The organism is Massilia eburnea, from assembly GCF_009720745.1.
Taxonomy (GTDB): Bacteria; Pseudomonadota; Gammaproteobacteria; order Burkholderiales; family Burkholderiaceae_D; genus Rugamonas; species Rugamonas eburnea.
In genome coordinates this window covers 86,622-100,230 of sequence record NZ_WNKX01000008.1, presented here as the reverse complement: position 1 = coordinate 100,230, position 13,609 = coordinate 86,622, and the positions used below count along the sequence as shown (strand labels likewise).

The following is a 13,609-nucleotide window of genomic DNA, read 5'->3' as shown; positions in this document are numbered from 1 at the left end:
TGACTGGGGCAAGTTCCGTCGCCTAGCCTGTCTTTAGGGAGGGCTAGCCATGAACCACACTGCCTACGAAGAAGATTTCATCCCCTGGGTCGAAACCCAGGCCGCCTTGCTGCGCGACCGCAAGTTCGAGTTGCTCGACATTCCAAACCTCTACGAGGAGTTGACCAGCATGGCGTCCCATATCCGGCACCAACTTGCCAGCCGCTTGTGCGTGTTGGAAGTGCACTTGCTCAAATGCCGTTACCAGCCACTGCGCAAATCGCGCAGTTGGCGAGGAACAATCCTTGAGCAACGCTCGCGGATCGAAATGCTGATCCGGCGCTATCCCAGCCTGCAGCACGACCTCCCTGACGAGGCGACGGGCGCCTACCCAACGGCAGTCCGTAAGGCCGCGCGCGAAACGGGCTTGGCACAGGCCATCCTACCTACTGCGCTGCCCTTCACTGTCGACGAGTTGCTTGACTTTGCTTTTGAGCCTTAGGCCAGCACGCCACGATCTTCATCACGACGCTGGCCAGGACACCCAGCGTACCGATTGTTTCCAGCAAAGCGTTGAGCATGGGTTCCTCCTTTGAAGTAGCTTTCGCCTGAACCAGTGGCACAACCACCATCTCAGCGATCTTAGCCGCCTGACATAAGCGGCACAATCTGGCAATTCCGGTGCTACACTTCGGAAATTCCGAATGCTGGAGGCGTCATGCGTTTTGACCTGACCGATTTGCGGCTGTTCCTGTCCGTGGTGGAATGTGGCAGCCTGACGCAAGGTGCGTGCGCCATGCACCTGGCGCTGGCCTCGGTCAGCGAACGCATCGCCGGCATGGAGGAAGTGCTCGGCGCCGCCCTGCTCGAACGCAACCGGCGCGGCGTGCGCACCACCGCCGCCGGCGAAGCCCTGGTGCGCCATGCGCGCTCGATCCTGGGCCAGGTGGAGCAGATGCGAGGCGAACTGCGCACCTACGCAACCGGGCTGAAAGGCCGTATTCGCGTGATGAGCAATACCGCCGCGATGGCGGCCTTCCTGCCGCCGCACCTGTGCCGCTTCCTCGCGGCGCACCGCGACCTGTCAATCGATTTGCTGGAACGCCCGAGCGCGGAAATTGTGCATTCCATGGTGGACCGCCGCGCCGACCTTGGCATCGTGGCCGACATCACCGATTTCGGCCCTCTGCAAACGCATCTGATCGCCAGCGACAAGCTGGTGGTGGCAGCCAGCCATGTGCATCCCCTGGCACGGGAATCGTCGGTGACATTTGCCGATATCATCGGCGAGCCAATCGTGGGCATCGCGGATACCGCGCTCGAAGTGCACCTTGCGGAACGCGCATCGCGGCTGGGCCGCCAGCTCGACTACCGCATTCAGTTGCGCAATATCGAGAACGTGGCGATGCACGTGGAGGCCGGCATCGGCATCTCCATCCTCTCCAGCGCCCTGGCCCGGCAGTTGCGGCGCGACCTTGCCATCGTGCCCCTGGCGGAGCCCTGGGCTACGCGCCGCCTGTTTCTTTGCGCACGCGAGTTTTCCGAGTTGACGCCGCACGCCAGGCTGCTGGCGCAGCAACTGCTGCAGGACGCGCCATCCGCTACTTCAGGCAAGTAGCGCAGCCCCCATCGAGCGCGCTTCGACAGCGGCAATATCGAGCAGTTCGGCCAGGCCGGGGAAAGTCTCCAGGCATTGCACCATGTCGGCGCGCCGCACCAGGTAATCGTCCTGCGGCGCTGGCAATGGCGAGAGCACCGGGCACAAATGGCGCGCCAGCAACAGCGTATCGCGCAGGCCGGCTGGCGGCAGGCTGATGGCGCCATCGCGCAAGGTAATGATGGCGGCAGCCACCGCATCCGGCACCTCGAGCTTGCGCAGCACTTCGCGCGCGACAATCTCCTGCACCGGGCCCAGGCGCCGGCCCATTTCATCAAGCAAGCCAGGCACCTGGTCGGCTTGCGACAGCAGGTAGAAATTGCCCGCCTCATGGACGATGCCGGCAAATAGCGCGGTGTCGGGATCCGTGCGCGTGATGTGCTGCGCCACCTGGTAAGAGATAGCCGCCACATGGGCCGAAAACTTCCACAGCTGCTCGGCGCGCTCACGCAAGGCACGGTCGCGGATGCGCGCGCCAAACTGCCGCACCACCATGGATGCAGCCAGCGAATACAGGTTGCGGTAGCCAAGCCGCTGCACGGCAGCGCGTGCGCTGGTGACCGGCGGCGCGCCATTGCGCCGGAACACCGTGGCATTGGCCAGCGCCACGGCGCGCGCCGCCAGCACGGGCTCGCCCAGCACCCGGCGCAACACCTCGTCGTCGTGGCAATCGGGGTCGGCCAAGGCCAGCTGCAATGACAGCGCGGCATTGACGCTGGTGGGGAACACCAGTTCCCCACGCTGCATTTCCGAAATGATGGTGGCTAGATCCCTGAGCTTTTCCATGAAGGAAATTATACCGAGGCTGCCCTCAGCGCGCGCACATTGCCCGGCATGCGCCGCTTGCCGGCCGCCGGCGCCAGGCGTGAAGCCAGCACCGCCGTGCCGCCATCCTCATTCCCCAGCGTGAAGATGCTGATTGCTTTCACCAGCGTCTGCGCCTGGTCTTGCAGGCTGGCTGAAGCAGCCGCGGTCTGTTCCACCAGCGCCGCGTTTTGCTGCGTGGTGTCATCCATCTGCGTCACCGCCATATTGATTTGCTCAATGCCGTTGCCCTGTTCCGCCGAGGCGGTGGCGATGTCCTGCATGATGGCGGTGATGCTTTGCACGCTCTTCAGGACTTCCTCCATCGCGTGGCCGGCTTCGCCCACCAGGCGGTTGCCGGTCTCGACCCGATCGACGCTGTGATTGATCAGGTCCTTGATCTCCTTGGCCGCCGAGGCCGAACGCTGCGCCAGGTTGCGCACTTCGGAGGCGACGACCGCAAAGCCGCGCCCTTGCTCGCCGGCGCGCGCCGCTTCCACTGCCGCATTCAAGGCCAGGATATTGGTCTGGAAGGCGATGCCATCGATCACACCGATGATGTCGACGATCTTGCGCGAGCTGTCGTTGATTTCGCCCATGGTCGTCACCACTTGCGATACCACGGCGCCGCCTTTGCCGGCAACGTCCGCGGCACTGTGCACCAGCTGGTTGGCCTGGCGCGCATTGTCGGCGTTCTGCTTGACGGTGGAGGTCAGTTCCTCCATCGAGGAAGCCGTTTCCTCCAGGTTGGAAGCCTGCGATTCCAGTCGCGAAGAGACGTCGGCATTTCCGGTGGCGATGTCGCGGCTCGCAGCGTTGATCTGGTCGACGCTGGCGCGCACGTCGGTCACGATGCAGCGCAGGCTCTCGCTCATGGTCCTGAGGGAGCGCAGCAACTGTCCGACTTCATTGGGTGGGCCGACGTCGATATCGTTATCGAGCTTCCCCTTCGCCACCTCGTCCGCCACGGCGATGGCGTTTTGCAGCGGCACCGTCACCGAACGGGCGATCAGCACGCAGATCCAGCCTGCCAGCGCGAACAGGCCGACCATGGAAACGATCATGATCCAGCGCTGCTTGGTAAAGCCGGCGATTTTCTCCGCCAGCATGGAGTCGATTTCCTTGGCTGCAGCTTCGTTGACGGCGAACTGCATATCGATGGCGGCCGTGCATTTTGCCACCCACTCCTCGCCGGAATAAGTCAGCGGGTCGGCCTTGACGATCTGCTCCGTACCCAGTTCGACGATGTTGCGCGCCGCGGCGGCAGCTTCGCGCAGTTTGGCGCCAAGCTTGGCGTCGATATCGGGATTTGCGGAAGCAGCCTTGCTGAAGGCCGTCATGGTCTGGTCCAGACGGTCGGACACGCGCGACATGATGGCAGCCTCGGTCATACGGTCTTCCGCCGTGGCCTCTTTTTTAGCCAGCAGGCCGGCGCCTTTGGCGCGCGTCTTGCCGGTCTCCTCAGTCAGCCAGGGCAGCTGGTAAAACATGGACTGGATCAGCTGGTAGCTATCCTTGTCCGGATCGAGGCTCAGCCCGTAGGAGTCGCCAATCAGCTCATTCACCTTGAGCAGCTTGGGAATCAGTCCCGTGTGGCCTGCATAGCTTTGCGGCACCGTGATCTTTCCCTCCGTCACGTTGTTACGCAGCGTTTCCCATTCCTGTTTGGCGGCCGCGAAGGCATCGATGATGGCCTTGTCGCCAATCGCCGCGGCAGCTTTCTCCAGGCGGGCGTAGGCAGCGTCGGCTTCGGCTTGTTTGGCGCGGCGCTTTTCCTCCATGCCTTTGACACCGCCCAGCACCAGCGCCGCCAGGCCGCGGTGCTGCTGCGTGGTTTGCACGACCTTCAGGCCATCCACCACCACCGGCAGACCAGTGTGCTCATCTTCATAGGCTTGCAGCACTTTGCCCGCTTCGCGCATGTACAGGTAGGCGGGGATGATCGCCAGCAGCGCCGCAATCAAACCAAGGATCATGAACTTGTGACCGAGCTTGAGCTGGCCGAGAAGGGAGGAAGGATTCATGGCAGTTTCCCAGTGAAAAGATTGGCAAAAGGTGCGTTGCAGCATCGCGATACCTCTTGCTTTGATCATATGCCGAATTGTGTCGCGGCGTTACAATCCGTGAGAATTAACCACAAAAATCTCTTACTTCAACACTACTTCTGTTGCAGCTGCGCGAAACAATTGCCAATGAAGAATTTAACTTTCATGCTGCAAGCGCAAAGCCCTTGCTATAGTGCACACATGAGATTGTTAAAGCCGTTATTGACGCTGATCGTGTCGCTGCTGTTGCCCGCCGCGCAGGCCGACACAGTGACTGTCTATACCAGCGCCAACTTCGCGCCCCTCGTCATCGATGGCAGCCGCGGTATCTATCATGAAGCAATTGACTACCTGAACAAGCAGGCCAGCGACGGCACCAATTACCGCCTGGCTTACCTGCCGCGCAAGCGGCTGCAGATGCGATTGGAAGATGGCTCGCTGGACGGCATCGTTATCGGCATGATGCCGCAATGGTTTGACGACGTCGCACAAAAGAAATACCTGTGGACCACGGCCTTCGCCATTGACCGCTTCGTGCTGGTGTCGCGCACCGACCATCCGGTGCAGCTGGGCCCTCAGGGCGCCTTGGCCGGCAAGTCGATCGGCCTTACCCTGGGCTATATCTACCCCGGCATCGATGAATGGATCAGAAGTCACGGCCTGCTGCGCCAGGATGCCATGAGCGAAGAAATCAACCTGGAAAAGCTGCGCCGCGGCCGCATTGATTGCGTGGCGGTGTCCGAATCGGTGGCGCGCTATTTCGTGCGCCTGCATGGACTGGGCGCCAGCCTGACCTTCGTCGACCTGCCAGGCCGCGCGACGGAACGCCGCTTCCTGGTGCCTTTGGGCCGCAACGACCTGTTCGAGAAGGTTGCGCCTATCGTCAAGCGCATGCGCGATGATCCGCAGTGGCAGCGCATGACATCCCGGTATCAGTAAGCGCCTCCCAGCATGGCATAATGATAGTTTCCATTTGAACCATTCCGGCCATGCCTTCGCTGCTGCGGTCCTTTTTGTTCGCCTGCCTGCTGGCCGCAGGCACTATCGCATCCGCGCAGCAGCGCCCGGGCGTGGTGTCATTCCAGCGCATCGCCATGCCGGACCAGGTGCCGGCGCATCTCGGCACGGCCATGGTGCAGGACGCGCAAGGTTTGCTGTGGATCGGCACCCAGGATGGCCTGGTGCGCTACGACGGCTACGGCTACAAGGTGTTCCGCCCGCATGCCGGCGACGCCACTTCCCTCGGTGGCAGCTATATCCGCTCCCTGCACGCGGCACGCGATGGCCGCCTGTGGATCGGCACCTTCAGCAGCGGCTTGTCCGTGTTCGATCCGCGCACCGAGCGCTTCACCCAATACCGGCATGACCCGAGGCGCGCCGGCAGCCTGGCCAACGACCGCGTGGACAGCATTGCCGAACTGGCGGGCGGCGTCATGTGGCTGGCCACCGACGACGGCTTGTCGCTCTTCGATCCGGCCAGCGGCCAGTTCCGCCATTACCGCCATATCGAGGGCGACCAGGGCAGCCTTGCCAACAACCAGGTGCGTGCGATCCTGCTCGACCGCGAAGGCAGGCTGTGGGTGGCCAGCGAAGCCGGCGTCCAGCGCTGGCTGGGCGACGGCCATTTCTCGCCGCCGACCGGTCCCGCCAATGCAATCCGCCTGTTCCAGGACAGCCAGGGCCGCATCTGGATCTGCAGTGCGCGCGAAGGCGCTGCCGTCCTTGATCCGGCCAGCGGCGCCGTACGTACCCTGACGGGCCTGAACCACTTCTGGATCTACAGCATTGCCGAGCCTGTGCCGGGCGAGCTCTGGCTGGGCACTTTCGGCAAAGGCATCGACGTGGTGGACGGCGCCAGCCTGGCCGTCGTGGACCACCTGCAGTACGACAGCGCCAGCACTTCCAGCATCGGCAACGACCGCATCGGCGCCCTGCTGGTGGACCGCTCAGGCCTGACATGGGCCGCGACCTGGGGCGGCGGCATCGCCCTGCATGATCCGGCCAGCCGCGCCTTCCTCAAGCTACGCTACAGTCCATCGAATCCGCAAGGTCCCAGCCATCCCGCCATCGTGCGCGCGCTGGAGGCGCACGACGGCAAGCTGTGGCTGGGCACCAATGGCAACGGGGTCGATGTGCTCGATGCCGGCGGCAAGCTGGTGGCCGGCTTCCGCCCCGATTCCAAGCGCAGCGATGCGCTGGCCGACGGCGCCGTCACCTGCCTCGCGCAAGGCCCGGATGGCAGCATGTGGGTCGCCACCCTGGACGGCACGCTGCACCGGCAGCGTCCCGGCCAGCAAGGCTTCCAGCGTTTCGGCAGCGCGCAAGGCTTGCCTGGCGGACCAATCCGCAGCATGGTGTTCGGGGCCGACGGCGCGCTGTGGACGGGCGCCCAGCAAGGCATGGCGCGCATCGGCAAGGATGGCGAAGTGCGCGCCTGGCGCCACCAGGCCGATGATCCGGACAGCCTGTCCGGACGCGAAGTGGAGTCGCTCGCCTTCACGCCCGATGGCACGCTGTGGGTCGGCACCAACGACGGTCTGAACGCCTTCGACATCAGGACCGGCAAGGCCCGGCGCATCCAGCGCGACCCGGCGCGCGCCGACAGCCTGCCGGATAACTGGGTGCCCGACCTGATGGTCGCCAGGGATGGCCAGCTGTGGCTCGCCACCCAATCCGGCGCCGCCATCCTGCGCTCCTTTGACGGCAAGACCGCTCACTTCGACGTGCTCGCCACGCGCCTGAAACTGCCGCCGCATCCGCCGGAATCGCTGCTGCAGGACGCGCAGGGCCAGGTCTGGCTGGGCAGCCGCGTGCGCATCGACCCGCTGACCTGGCGCTGGCGCAGCTTCGACCGCGCCGATGGCAACGAATTCCGCACCCTCTACTACGCCAGCCGCGAACGCATGCGCAACGGCGACCTGCTGTTTGGCTCGCCGGAAGGCTTGCTGCGCGTGCGGCCGCAAATGGTGCGCAACTGGGCCTACAAGCCGCAGGTGACGGCGACCGCGCTGAGTATCGACGGGGTCGAACAGCCCGGCGCCGGGACGATCACCGAGCGCACGCTGTCGCCCAGCCAGCGCGACCTGCGCCTGGAATTCGCAGCGCCCGATTTCAGCGCCCCCGAACAGCAGCAATTCCGCTACCGCCTGGATGGCTACGATGCCGGCTGGGTCAACGTCGATGCGCGCCAGCGCGTGGCCGCCTACTCCCACCTGCCGCCCGGGGAATACCAGTTGCGGGTGCAAGCCAGCAACCGCGCCGGCCAATGGAGCCCCCAGGAATGGTCGCTTACCCTGCACGTGCAACCGGCCTTCTACCAGACCTGGTGGTTCCGCATCGCCATGTGGCTGCTCGGCACAGTGGGCGTCGCCTTCCTGTTCCGCTTGCGCCTGCACGCCTTGCGCCGCCGCGGCGAACGCCTCGAGCGCCTGGTGGCCGAACGTACCGCCGAACTGGAAGCGGCCTCGCGCCGCCTGGAGCAAGCCAGCCTGACCGATCCGTTGACCGGACTGCATAACCGCCGCTATCTCGAACAAACCATCCAGGGCGATTTCGACCTGGCCGCGCGCCGCCACCGCAGCGTGCCGCCGGAACCGCATTCCGACCTGGTGCTGTTCATGCTCGACCTCGACCACTTCAAGCGCGTCAACGACGAGTACGGTCACGCCGCCGGCGACGCAGTACTGCAGCAGACCGCCAGGCTGCTGACCGAGTGCATGCGCAGCTCCGACCACATTGTGCGCTGGGGCGGCGAAGAATTCCTGCTGGTGGCGCGCTTCATCGACCGCAACGACGCGCCGGCGCTGGCCGAAAAAATCCGCACGGCCGTGGCCGCGCACGAATTCCACATTCCTGGCGGGCAGGCGCTGCGCAAGACCGTCTCGATCGGTTTCGCCTCCTTCCCCGGCATGCCGGGCCGCCCGAGCGCACTGACGCCGGAGTCGCTGCAGCGCCTGGCCGACGCCGCCCTCTACGCCGCCAAGCACACCTGGCGCGACGCCTGGGTCGGCGTGCAGGCGCGCAGCGGCGAAGGCGGCCTGTCGCGCTTCCTGGCCAACCCTTCAAGCGCTATCGAAGCCGGCGACGTCGAGCTGCTGGTCCCCGAGCAGCGCGGCCGCGTCGTCAATTGGCATTAACCCGGGTTAATTACAGCGCGCCGCCGCGCCGCTACGCTGTCTTCTTTTGTGGAGGAAGACATGTTCTTGCAAGCTAATGCCCGCCTGGTCGAACGCTACTTCGAAGAAGTCTGGAATCAAGGCAAAGTTGAGGTGCTCGACGAGCTGCTGACCGGCGACTACCAGAACCACAGTCCCGGCCTGCCCGATCCGCAGCCCGGCCCCGAAGGCCTGAAACCCATCGTGCTCATGATGCGAGAAGGAATTCCGGATCTGCATTACACGATTGAAGACATGGTAGTCGCTGCGGACCGCGTGGCGGCCTTTGTGCGCATGACCGGCACGCATACCGGCTGCTTCTTCGGCATCGAGGCGACCGGCAGAGCCATCGACGTACGGCAAATGCAGATCGAGTGGATCAGGGATGGCCGCATCTGCCGGCACTGGCGCGTGACGGAAGACTTGAAGCTCATGCGGCAGCTTGCTGTCATCCTATAATCGGCGGCATGGAGCATTTGACGCTGGTGCGCGCACTGCGCCGCCTTGAACAATCCGCCGGCCTGCAGTTACCCGATGTGGAGCAACTGGCCGCCTCCGTGCAGGTGATGCAGCTGCACGAGCGGGAATTCGCCTTTCACGAAGGCGACCAGTGCCCGAGGCTGTTCGCGGTCCGTACCGGCCTGCTCAAGCAGTTCTACACCACCCCCGACGGCAAGGAATGGATCAAGAGCTTCACGGCGGAAGATGAATTATTCGGCTGCCCGATCGGTTTCCTGCCGGGCGGACGCACCAGCTTCGGGGCAGCCGCGCTGGAAGCGAGCGCCGTCGAAGCGATCGACTGGCAACTGATCGACGCACTTGGAGAACGCCACCTGGCCTGGCAAAAAGCCATCCGCTTCGCCTTTCAGTCCCTGACGCGGCTGAAAATGGTCCGCGAGCGCGACCTGCTCATGTACACGCCGGAACAGTTGTACCAACAGCTACAGGGCAACCGCCCGGAAATGGTCGCCCGCATTCCGCAAAAAGAGCTGGCAGCCTATCTCGGCGTTACCCCCGTCGGATTGAATCGGATTGCTCGCCGGCAGACCTAAGGCATTTGGTAAAATGTAAGGTTTACGCGTGCATGACGCGCTGCAAAACCGATTTTCCGAAAAATGACCACCCTGCCATCCGAAATCAACCCCGAAGCAGTCAAGAACAGCCCGGCCGAAAAAATCACGCCGATGATGCAGCAGAGTGTTCTCCCTATGAAATGATCTGTGTAATTTAAGAAGTTACGCCAAAAGCTACGCCACCAGAATCGCTCAAATCTTCCCGGCTCGACTCACTGCCCCAACGCCGGACATCGTCATAAAATCCCCTACATCGCCGCGCTCGGGACGCTCCTTGAGCAAGGTGACATGCCACTCCTGCAGATAGGTCGGCGCCTTGTCATGCTCTCGCTGGTAGCCGCGCCATAGCATCAGCATTCCCTGCCAAGAGACGCAATGAGCATCGAATAGGCTTGGCAATAGGCTATTCGCCTGGGATTGGTCGCCCCAGCGTTCGATGCTTAGACGTGGGTGAGCCCCAAGGTAGATCAGATTGAGCATGCCGGAAGCGCCGGGATCGCTGGCAAAGTCACGGTCGTGACGGCGGACTCCGTTCTTGCGGAGTTGGCGAACTATGCTGTACATGCATACAGTATAAATACCTGAAAAGCGGCGCGCAAGCAGGCCGCTATGGCAATCAAAAATGATGATAAACATAAGCAATTTTGCTTGCGAAACTAAACAAAATTGCTTATACTGACCTCACTTAAGAAAGGAGGTCTAGTTGAAACAAAGCGAATTCGTTCGATGGCTGCTAGAGCGCGGTGTACGGATTGAAAACGCCAAGAAGCACTTGAAGTTGTATGCGAATGGCGAACAAACAATCCTCCCAAGACACCCCGCCAAGGAACTAAAGCAGCCGCTAGTGGATGGCGTGAAAAAGAAGTTAAAACTGAAATGAGGAGCAAGCCCCGAAAGGGGTTTGCCACTTACAACTAGATCGAAGCAGTAGAAGTAATAAAGGTAAAAAGTTCGGGCAAAGGCCCATTTTTTGACACAGTCAATTTAGCTATCTAAATATGTAGCACTAGCTACAAGGCCCATTTATCTTAGAATGTATAGAATGCAAGGAGAGTCATATATGCAATATCCAGCCACCTTCGAACCAGATGCGTCGGGCGGCTTTGTCGTAACCTTTAAGGACATCCCCGAAGCGATTACGCAAGGCGATACCGAAGCTGAAGCACTTGAAATGGCGGAGGATGCACTAATCACCGCTATGGATTTTTATTTTGAGGATCGGCGTCCTGTCCCACTGCCATCCAAACCAGAAGCCGGAGATCGAATTATCACCCTGCCTTTGAGCGTTGCCGCGAAGGTGCTGCTGTTAAATGAAATGGTAAGTCAGCGTGTCCGGCCTGCTGACTTGGCTCGTCAAATGAATACGGCACCTCAAGAGGTTTCTCGCATTATTGATCTGCATCACACAACTAAAATTGACAGAGTTGCTGAGGCTCTTGCCTCACTTGGAAAGCGATTAGAACTTGTAGCCGTGTAATCGTTTCCAATAAAAGAAGGCCCGCCAAATGACGGGCCTTCTTTTTTTTCGACTATAGAATAGTCAAGGTCATAACAAGGAACTCTAAACCCATGAACATCATTACTTTGATAAGTCAGATCCCTGCTACTTTCTGGTCAGGACTATTTGCCGCAGTCCTGACCTTGGGGGGCGTCCTAATTGCAAACAAAGACAACACCAAGCGACTCAGGACACAACTCGATCACGATGCCGAACAGAAGACGAAGGAACGCACGACCACACTGCGGCGAGAGGTGTATATGACGGCAGCGGAAGAAATGGTCAAAGCAACACATCACCTGGGAAATCTCCCTTCGGTGGATTTATCAAAGGAAACGCTCGATGGCGGCCTGCTCGGTTTCGCTCGGGCGAGCGCCAAAATGCAACTCGTCGCCGAGCCGAATACCGCCCTACTCATTAACAAATTGTCAGCGGCTTACGCGGAGGCCGTCGTCCACCTCGCTACGTTGGTCACTCCGATACTTCGACATAAGGGCGACATTCAAATGTATGACGATTTTTACAAGACCTCAAATGGCGAAGTGAGACGAGTGCTTAATTTGCAAACGATGTTCCTTGAATCAGCCCAAACTGATCAAGTCAGGTTCCAAGCCCTACAACAATCGTTCGCAGGCTTTCAAGCTCAGGCTGAACACATGGCCGCAGCAAGAAGCGAAGCGTGGAGTCGGCACAATGCCGAACTCGCACAGTTTTACCGAGCAATGCTTGAAGAACTGCGCGCAATCGCACCCTTGCAAATTTCCGTATTGGTCGAGATACGTCGTGACCTCGGTCTTACAACGGACCTCAACGCATATCGCCTGGAAATGGAAAACCAATGGAATCGGGTTGTATCGAATACTGAACACAGCCTACAACTGCTTAGCGAGAGCAACGCGCCAGAGGACGGAAGTTGAAGGCCCGCCAACGCAAACCTTTTCCTTTGTGCAGACGTATGCACTACCTCAACGCGTTGGTAACGACCTTCAGCCGCTGGTAATAGTCACGCCAGCCGAGGGCTTGTTCCCGCCAGGCACGGCAGGCCGTAGCGTTGTAGACGTCGGCTTCCGCAATTTCAGAGAGCGGAATTCCGGCGGGTTCTCGGTCAGACTCGGCGGCGGGTCCGGGATCGTCACCTGACCAGGCGGCGTTGTATGCACGCACGAAGCCAGCATTAACACCAAAAGCGTCGTCGTCGCTAGGCGTGACGAGGATAGGTACTTGTTTTTCAATCGTTTCTCCTTTTAGGTAGACTGTCTTGATACGGTCGCGGTACTTGATTTCGGTCTGCACCACGACCTTCGACTGCGCCTGGGCGATGCGGACCGTGCGCGTCGCTTGCGCCGTGATGTAGCCGGTCATCACTTCTGCGCCATGGCGCGCCTCCTGAAGCCGGCCTATCGCATAAGTCGCGCCGCAAAGGACCGCGATCGCCAACCACTTGACCCAAGCCGGAACAATCGCGCCCCGCAGGCGGTTCAGCGCCCCCATCATGCCGGCATCCTGGACGACGCGTCATAACGCACCAGGTTCCGGCCACGCATGATGGCGATCAGCTTGTCCGCATAGGCCGGGTCCGTCGCATAGCCAGCTGCGGCAACCGCATGCGCCCAGCCCTCCCCGGTTCCCTCCAGGAAGCACTTCTTATAGCGAGGGTTCTGACGGAAGAAATCCGCGTGATCCTCGATGCAAGCCGACCAGTTGCCGTAAGCGCGGAACGCACACTTGACCGGTGTGCGCACACCACTCACGAACTCATGGGTATCAACCAGCACGGTCGCGCCCTTCCACGCCGGACCAGGTTTCACGCCGAACAGATTGAACCCTGGTGCGCGCGCGCCCCAGCTCGACTCTAGTGCCGCCTGGGCCAGGGTAAAGCTGGCTGGGATTCCAGCTGCCCGATGGCATGCCTGCGCTGCCGGCAGCAGCAGTTCAATAAATTCACCAGGCGCCATCAGAACACCCCCTTTACATCTTTGACTGCCGCAGCGGCGTCGTGCGCAATCTCAGCCAGATCCTTGCCACGGCGGCGATCAAACCAAAGCACGAGGCCACCGATGATCCACCAAGCCGGAAGTCCGGCCATGACGAGGAATGGCGCCGCGACGAACAGGACGCCCATTTCAGTAGGCAAGCCGTACATGACCGCCACTTCGCCCGCGGAAGTGAACAGCGTCGGCCACCACGCGTGCGCCGCAATCACCAGGAAAGGACCACCGAGCGCAGAAGCCAGCAACGTACTCGCAAAGCGAATGGCTGCCTCCTTGAGCGACTTGGGCCACATGAATAAAAAGGCCAGGCCGGTCGCGGCGGCGCCGGCCAGCACAGGAACACCGAAAATCTTGATCAGGGTACCGCCTGCAGTTGCTTCGAGTGACATACTCTCTTTCATAGAAGTT

The 13,609-nt window shown here is 61.2% G+C and carries 15 protein-coding genes; 9 read left to right on the top strand and 6 right to left on the bottom strand.

The genetic code is table 11. From position 1 onward, the window contains the following. The first annotated feature begins 49 nt into the window (after positions 1-49). Together GM658_RS12695 and GM658_RS12690 are read left to right on the top strand one after the other, a co-directional pair. A complete protein-coding gene (locus tag GM658_RS12695) occupies positions 50-481 on the top strand; it encodes a DUF29 domain-containing protein (RefSeq protein WP_155454415.1) in 432 nt (143 codons plus the stop codon). A 216-nt stretch (positions 482-697) separates the two neighbouring features. Continuing rightward, positions 698-1,597, top strand: coding sequence for a LysR substrate-binding domain-containing protein (locus GM658_RS12690; protein ID WP_155454414.1), 900 nt, complete (start codon positions 698-700; stop codon positions 1,595-1,597). On the opposite strand, the gene GM658_RS12685 is transcribed toward GM658_RS12690, so the two are convergent. Together GM658_RS12685 and GM658_RS29655 are read right to left on the bottom strand one after the other, a co-directional pair. Then, entirely contained in the window at positions 1,586-2,422 is an 837-nt protein-coding gene (locus GM658_RS12685; RefSeq protein ID WP_155454413.1) for an HDOD domain-containing protein, read from the bottom strand. The genes GM658_RS12690 and GM658_RS12685 overlap by 12 nt on opposite strands. A gap of 8 nt (positions 2,423-2,430) precedes the next feature. Beyond that, positions 2,431-4,464, bottom strand: coding sequence for a methyl-accepting chemotaxis protein (locus tag GM658_RS29655; RefSeq protein ID WP_155454412.1), 2,034 nt, complete (start codon positions 4,462-4,464; stop codon positions 2,431-2,433). A gap of 222 nt (positions 4,465-4,686) precedes the next feature. On the opposite strand from GM658_RS29655, the gene GM658_RS12675 reads away from it, so the two are divergent. From GM658_RS12675 to GM658_RS12660, 4 genes are read left to right on the top strand one after another with little or no spacing between them, the layout of a single operon-like run. Next, positions 4,687-5,424: a substrate-binding periplasmic protein gene (locus GM658_RS12675; protein WP_155454411.1), complete on the top strand. Its 738-nt coding sequence runs from the start codon at positions 4,687-4,689 to the stop codon at positions 5,422-5,424. A gap of 50 nt (positions 5,425-5,474) precedes the next feature. Continuing rightward, positions 5,475-8,621, top strand: coding sequence for a ligand-binding sensor domain-containing diguanylate cyclase (locus GM658_RS12670; RefSeq protein ID WP_155454410.1), 3,147 nt, complete (start codon positions 5,475-5,477; stop codon positions 8,619-8,621). A gap of 60 nt (positions 8,622-8,681) precedes the next feature. Further along, on the top strand, positions 8,682-9,098 hold the full coding sequence (locus tag GM658_RS12665) for an ester cyclase (RefSeq protein WP_155454409.1): 417 nt from the start codon (positions 8,682-8,684) through the stop codon (positions 9,096-9,098). A gap of 8 nt (positions 9,099-9,106) precedes the next feature. Then, entirely contained in the window at positions 9,107-9,691 is a 585-nt protein-coding gene (locus GM658_RS12660) for a Crp/Fnr family transcriptional regulator (RefSeq protein ID WP_155454408.1), read from the top strand. 213 nt (positions 9,692-9,904) lie between these two features. Here the strand turns inward: GM658_RS12660 and GM658_RS12655 are convergent, their stop codons facing one another. Beyond that, the gene (locus GM658_RS12655) at positions 9,905-10,348 is read right to left on the bottom strand and encodes a hypothetical protein (RefSeq protein ID WP_155454407.1); all 444 of its coding nucleotides are present in this window, start codon (positions 10,346-10,348) and stop codon (positions 9,905-9,907) included. 67 nt (positions 10,349-10,415) lie between these two features. Between GM658_RS12655 and GM658_RS12650 the strand changes: the two genes are divergently transcribed. The 3 genes from GM658_RS12650 to GM658_RS12640 all read left to right on the top strand — a co-directional run bounded on the left by GM658_RS12650 (position 10,416) and on the right by GM658_RS12640 (position 12,127). After that, positions 10,416-10,592, top strand: coding sequence for an mRNA interferase (locus GM658_RS12650; RefSeq protein WP_155454406.1), 177 nt, complete (start codon positions 10,416-10,418; stop codon positions 10,590-10,592). A 180-nt stretch (positions 10,593-10,772) separates the two neighbouring features. Continuing rightward, positions 10,773-11,189 carry a type II toxin-antitoxin system HicB family antitoxin gene (locus GM658_RS12645; protein ID WP_155454405.1) on the top strand — a complete coding sequence of 139 codons (417 nt, stop codon included), beginning with the start codon at positions 10,773-10,775 and terminating at the stop codon, positions 11,187-11,189. A 92-nt stretch (positions 11,190-11,281) separates the two neighbouring features. Beyond that, positions 11,282-12,127, top strand: a complete 846-nt coding sequence (locus tag GM658_RS12640) for a hypothetical protein (RefSeq protein ID WP_155454404.1) — start codon at positions 11,282-11,284, stop codon at positions 12,125-12,127. A gap of 43 nt (positions 12,128-12,170) precedes the next feature. Here the strand turns inward: GM658_RS12640 and GM658_RS12635 are convergent, their stop codons facing one another. The 3 genes from GM658_RS12635 to GM658_RS12625 are packed head-to-tail and all read right to left on the bottom strand — an operon-like array spanning position 12,171 to position 13,590. Then, positions 12,171-12,704 (bottom strand): hypothetical protein, encoded by a 534-nt coding sequence (locus GM658_RS12635; RefSeq protein WP_155454403.1) that lies wholly within the window; start codon positions 12,702-12,704, stop codon positions 12,171-12,173. After that, entirely contained in the window at positions 12,701-13,165 is a 465-nt protein-coding gene (locus GM658_RS12630; RefSeq protein ID WP_155454402.1) for a glycoside hydrolase family 73 protein, read from the bottom strand. The genes GM658_RS12635 and GM658_RS12630 overlap by 4 nt, the downstream gene beginning before the upstream one ends. Continuing rightward, positions 13,165-13,590, bottom strand: a complete 426-nt coding sequence (locus GM658_RS12625) for a hypothetical protein (RefSeq protein ID WP_155454401.1) — start codon at positions 13,588-13,590, stop codon at positions 13,165-13,167. The genes GM658_RS12630 and GM658_RS12625 overlap by 1 nt, the downstream gene beginning before the upstream one ends. Positions 13,591-13,609: the final 19 nt, after the last annotated feature.

Coding starts and splice junctions, on each gene's coding strand:
- GM658_RS12630 (WP_155454402.1), bottom strand. CDS start 13,165: ATGGCGCCTGGTGAATTTATTGAACTGCTGCTGCCGGCAGCGCAGGCA.
- GM658_RS12645 (WP_155454405.1), top strand. CDS start 10,773: ATGCAATATCCAGCCACCTTCGAACCAGATGCGTCGGGCGGCTTTGTC.
- GM658_RS12685 (WP_155454413.1), bottom strand. CDS start 2,422: ATGGAAAAGCTCAGGGATCTAGCCACCATCATTTCGGAAATGCAGCGT.
- GM658_RS12655 (WP_155454407.1), bottom strand. CDS start 10,348: ATGTTTATCATCATTTTTGATTGCCATAGCGGCCTGCTTGCGCGCCGC.
- GM658_RS29655 (WP_155454412.1), bottom strand. CDS start 4,464: ATGAATCCTTCCTCCCTTCTCGGCCAGCTCAAGCTCGGTCACAAGTTC.
- GM658_RS12635 (WP_155454403.1), bottom strand. CDS start 12,704: ATGATGGGGGCGCTGAACCGCCTGCGGGGCGCGATTGTTCCGGCTTGG.
- GM658_RS12625 (WP_155454401.1), bottom strand. CDS start 13,590: ATGTCACTCGAAGCAACTGCAGGCGGTACCCTGATCAAGATTTTCGGT.
- GM658_RS12640 (WP_155454404.1), top strand. CDS start 11,282: ATGAACATCATTACTTTGATAAGTCAGATCCCTGCTACTTTCTGGTCA.
- GM658_RS12690 (WP_155454414.1), top strand. CDS start 698: ATGCGTTTTGACCTGACCGATTTGCGGCTGTTCCTGTCCGTGGTGGAA.
- GM658_RS12670 (WP_155454410.1), top strand. CDS start 5,475: ATGCCTTCGCTGCTGCGGTCCTTTTTGTTCGCCTGCCTGCTGGCCGCA.
- GM658_RS12675 (WP_155454411.1), top strand. CDS start 4,687: ATGAGATTGTTAAAGCCGTTATTGACGCTGATCGTGTCGCTGCTGTTG.
- GM658_RS12660 (WP_155454408.1), top strand. CDS start 9,107: ATGGAGCATTTGACGCTGGTGCGCGCACTGCGCCGCCTTGAACAATCC.
- GM658_RS12695 (WP_155454415.1), top strand. CDS start 50: ATGAACCACACTGCCTACGAAGAAGATTTCATCCCCTGGGTCGAAACC.
- GM658_RS12665 (WP_155454409.1), top strand. CDS start 8,682: ATGTTCTTGCAAGCTAATGCCCGCCTGGTCGAACGCTACTTCGAAGAA.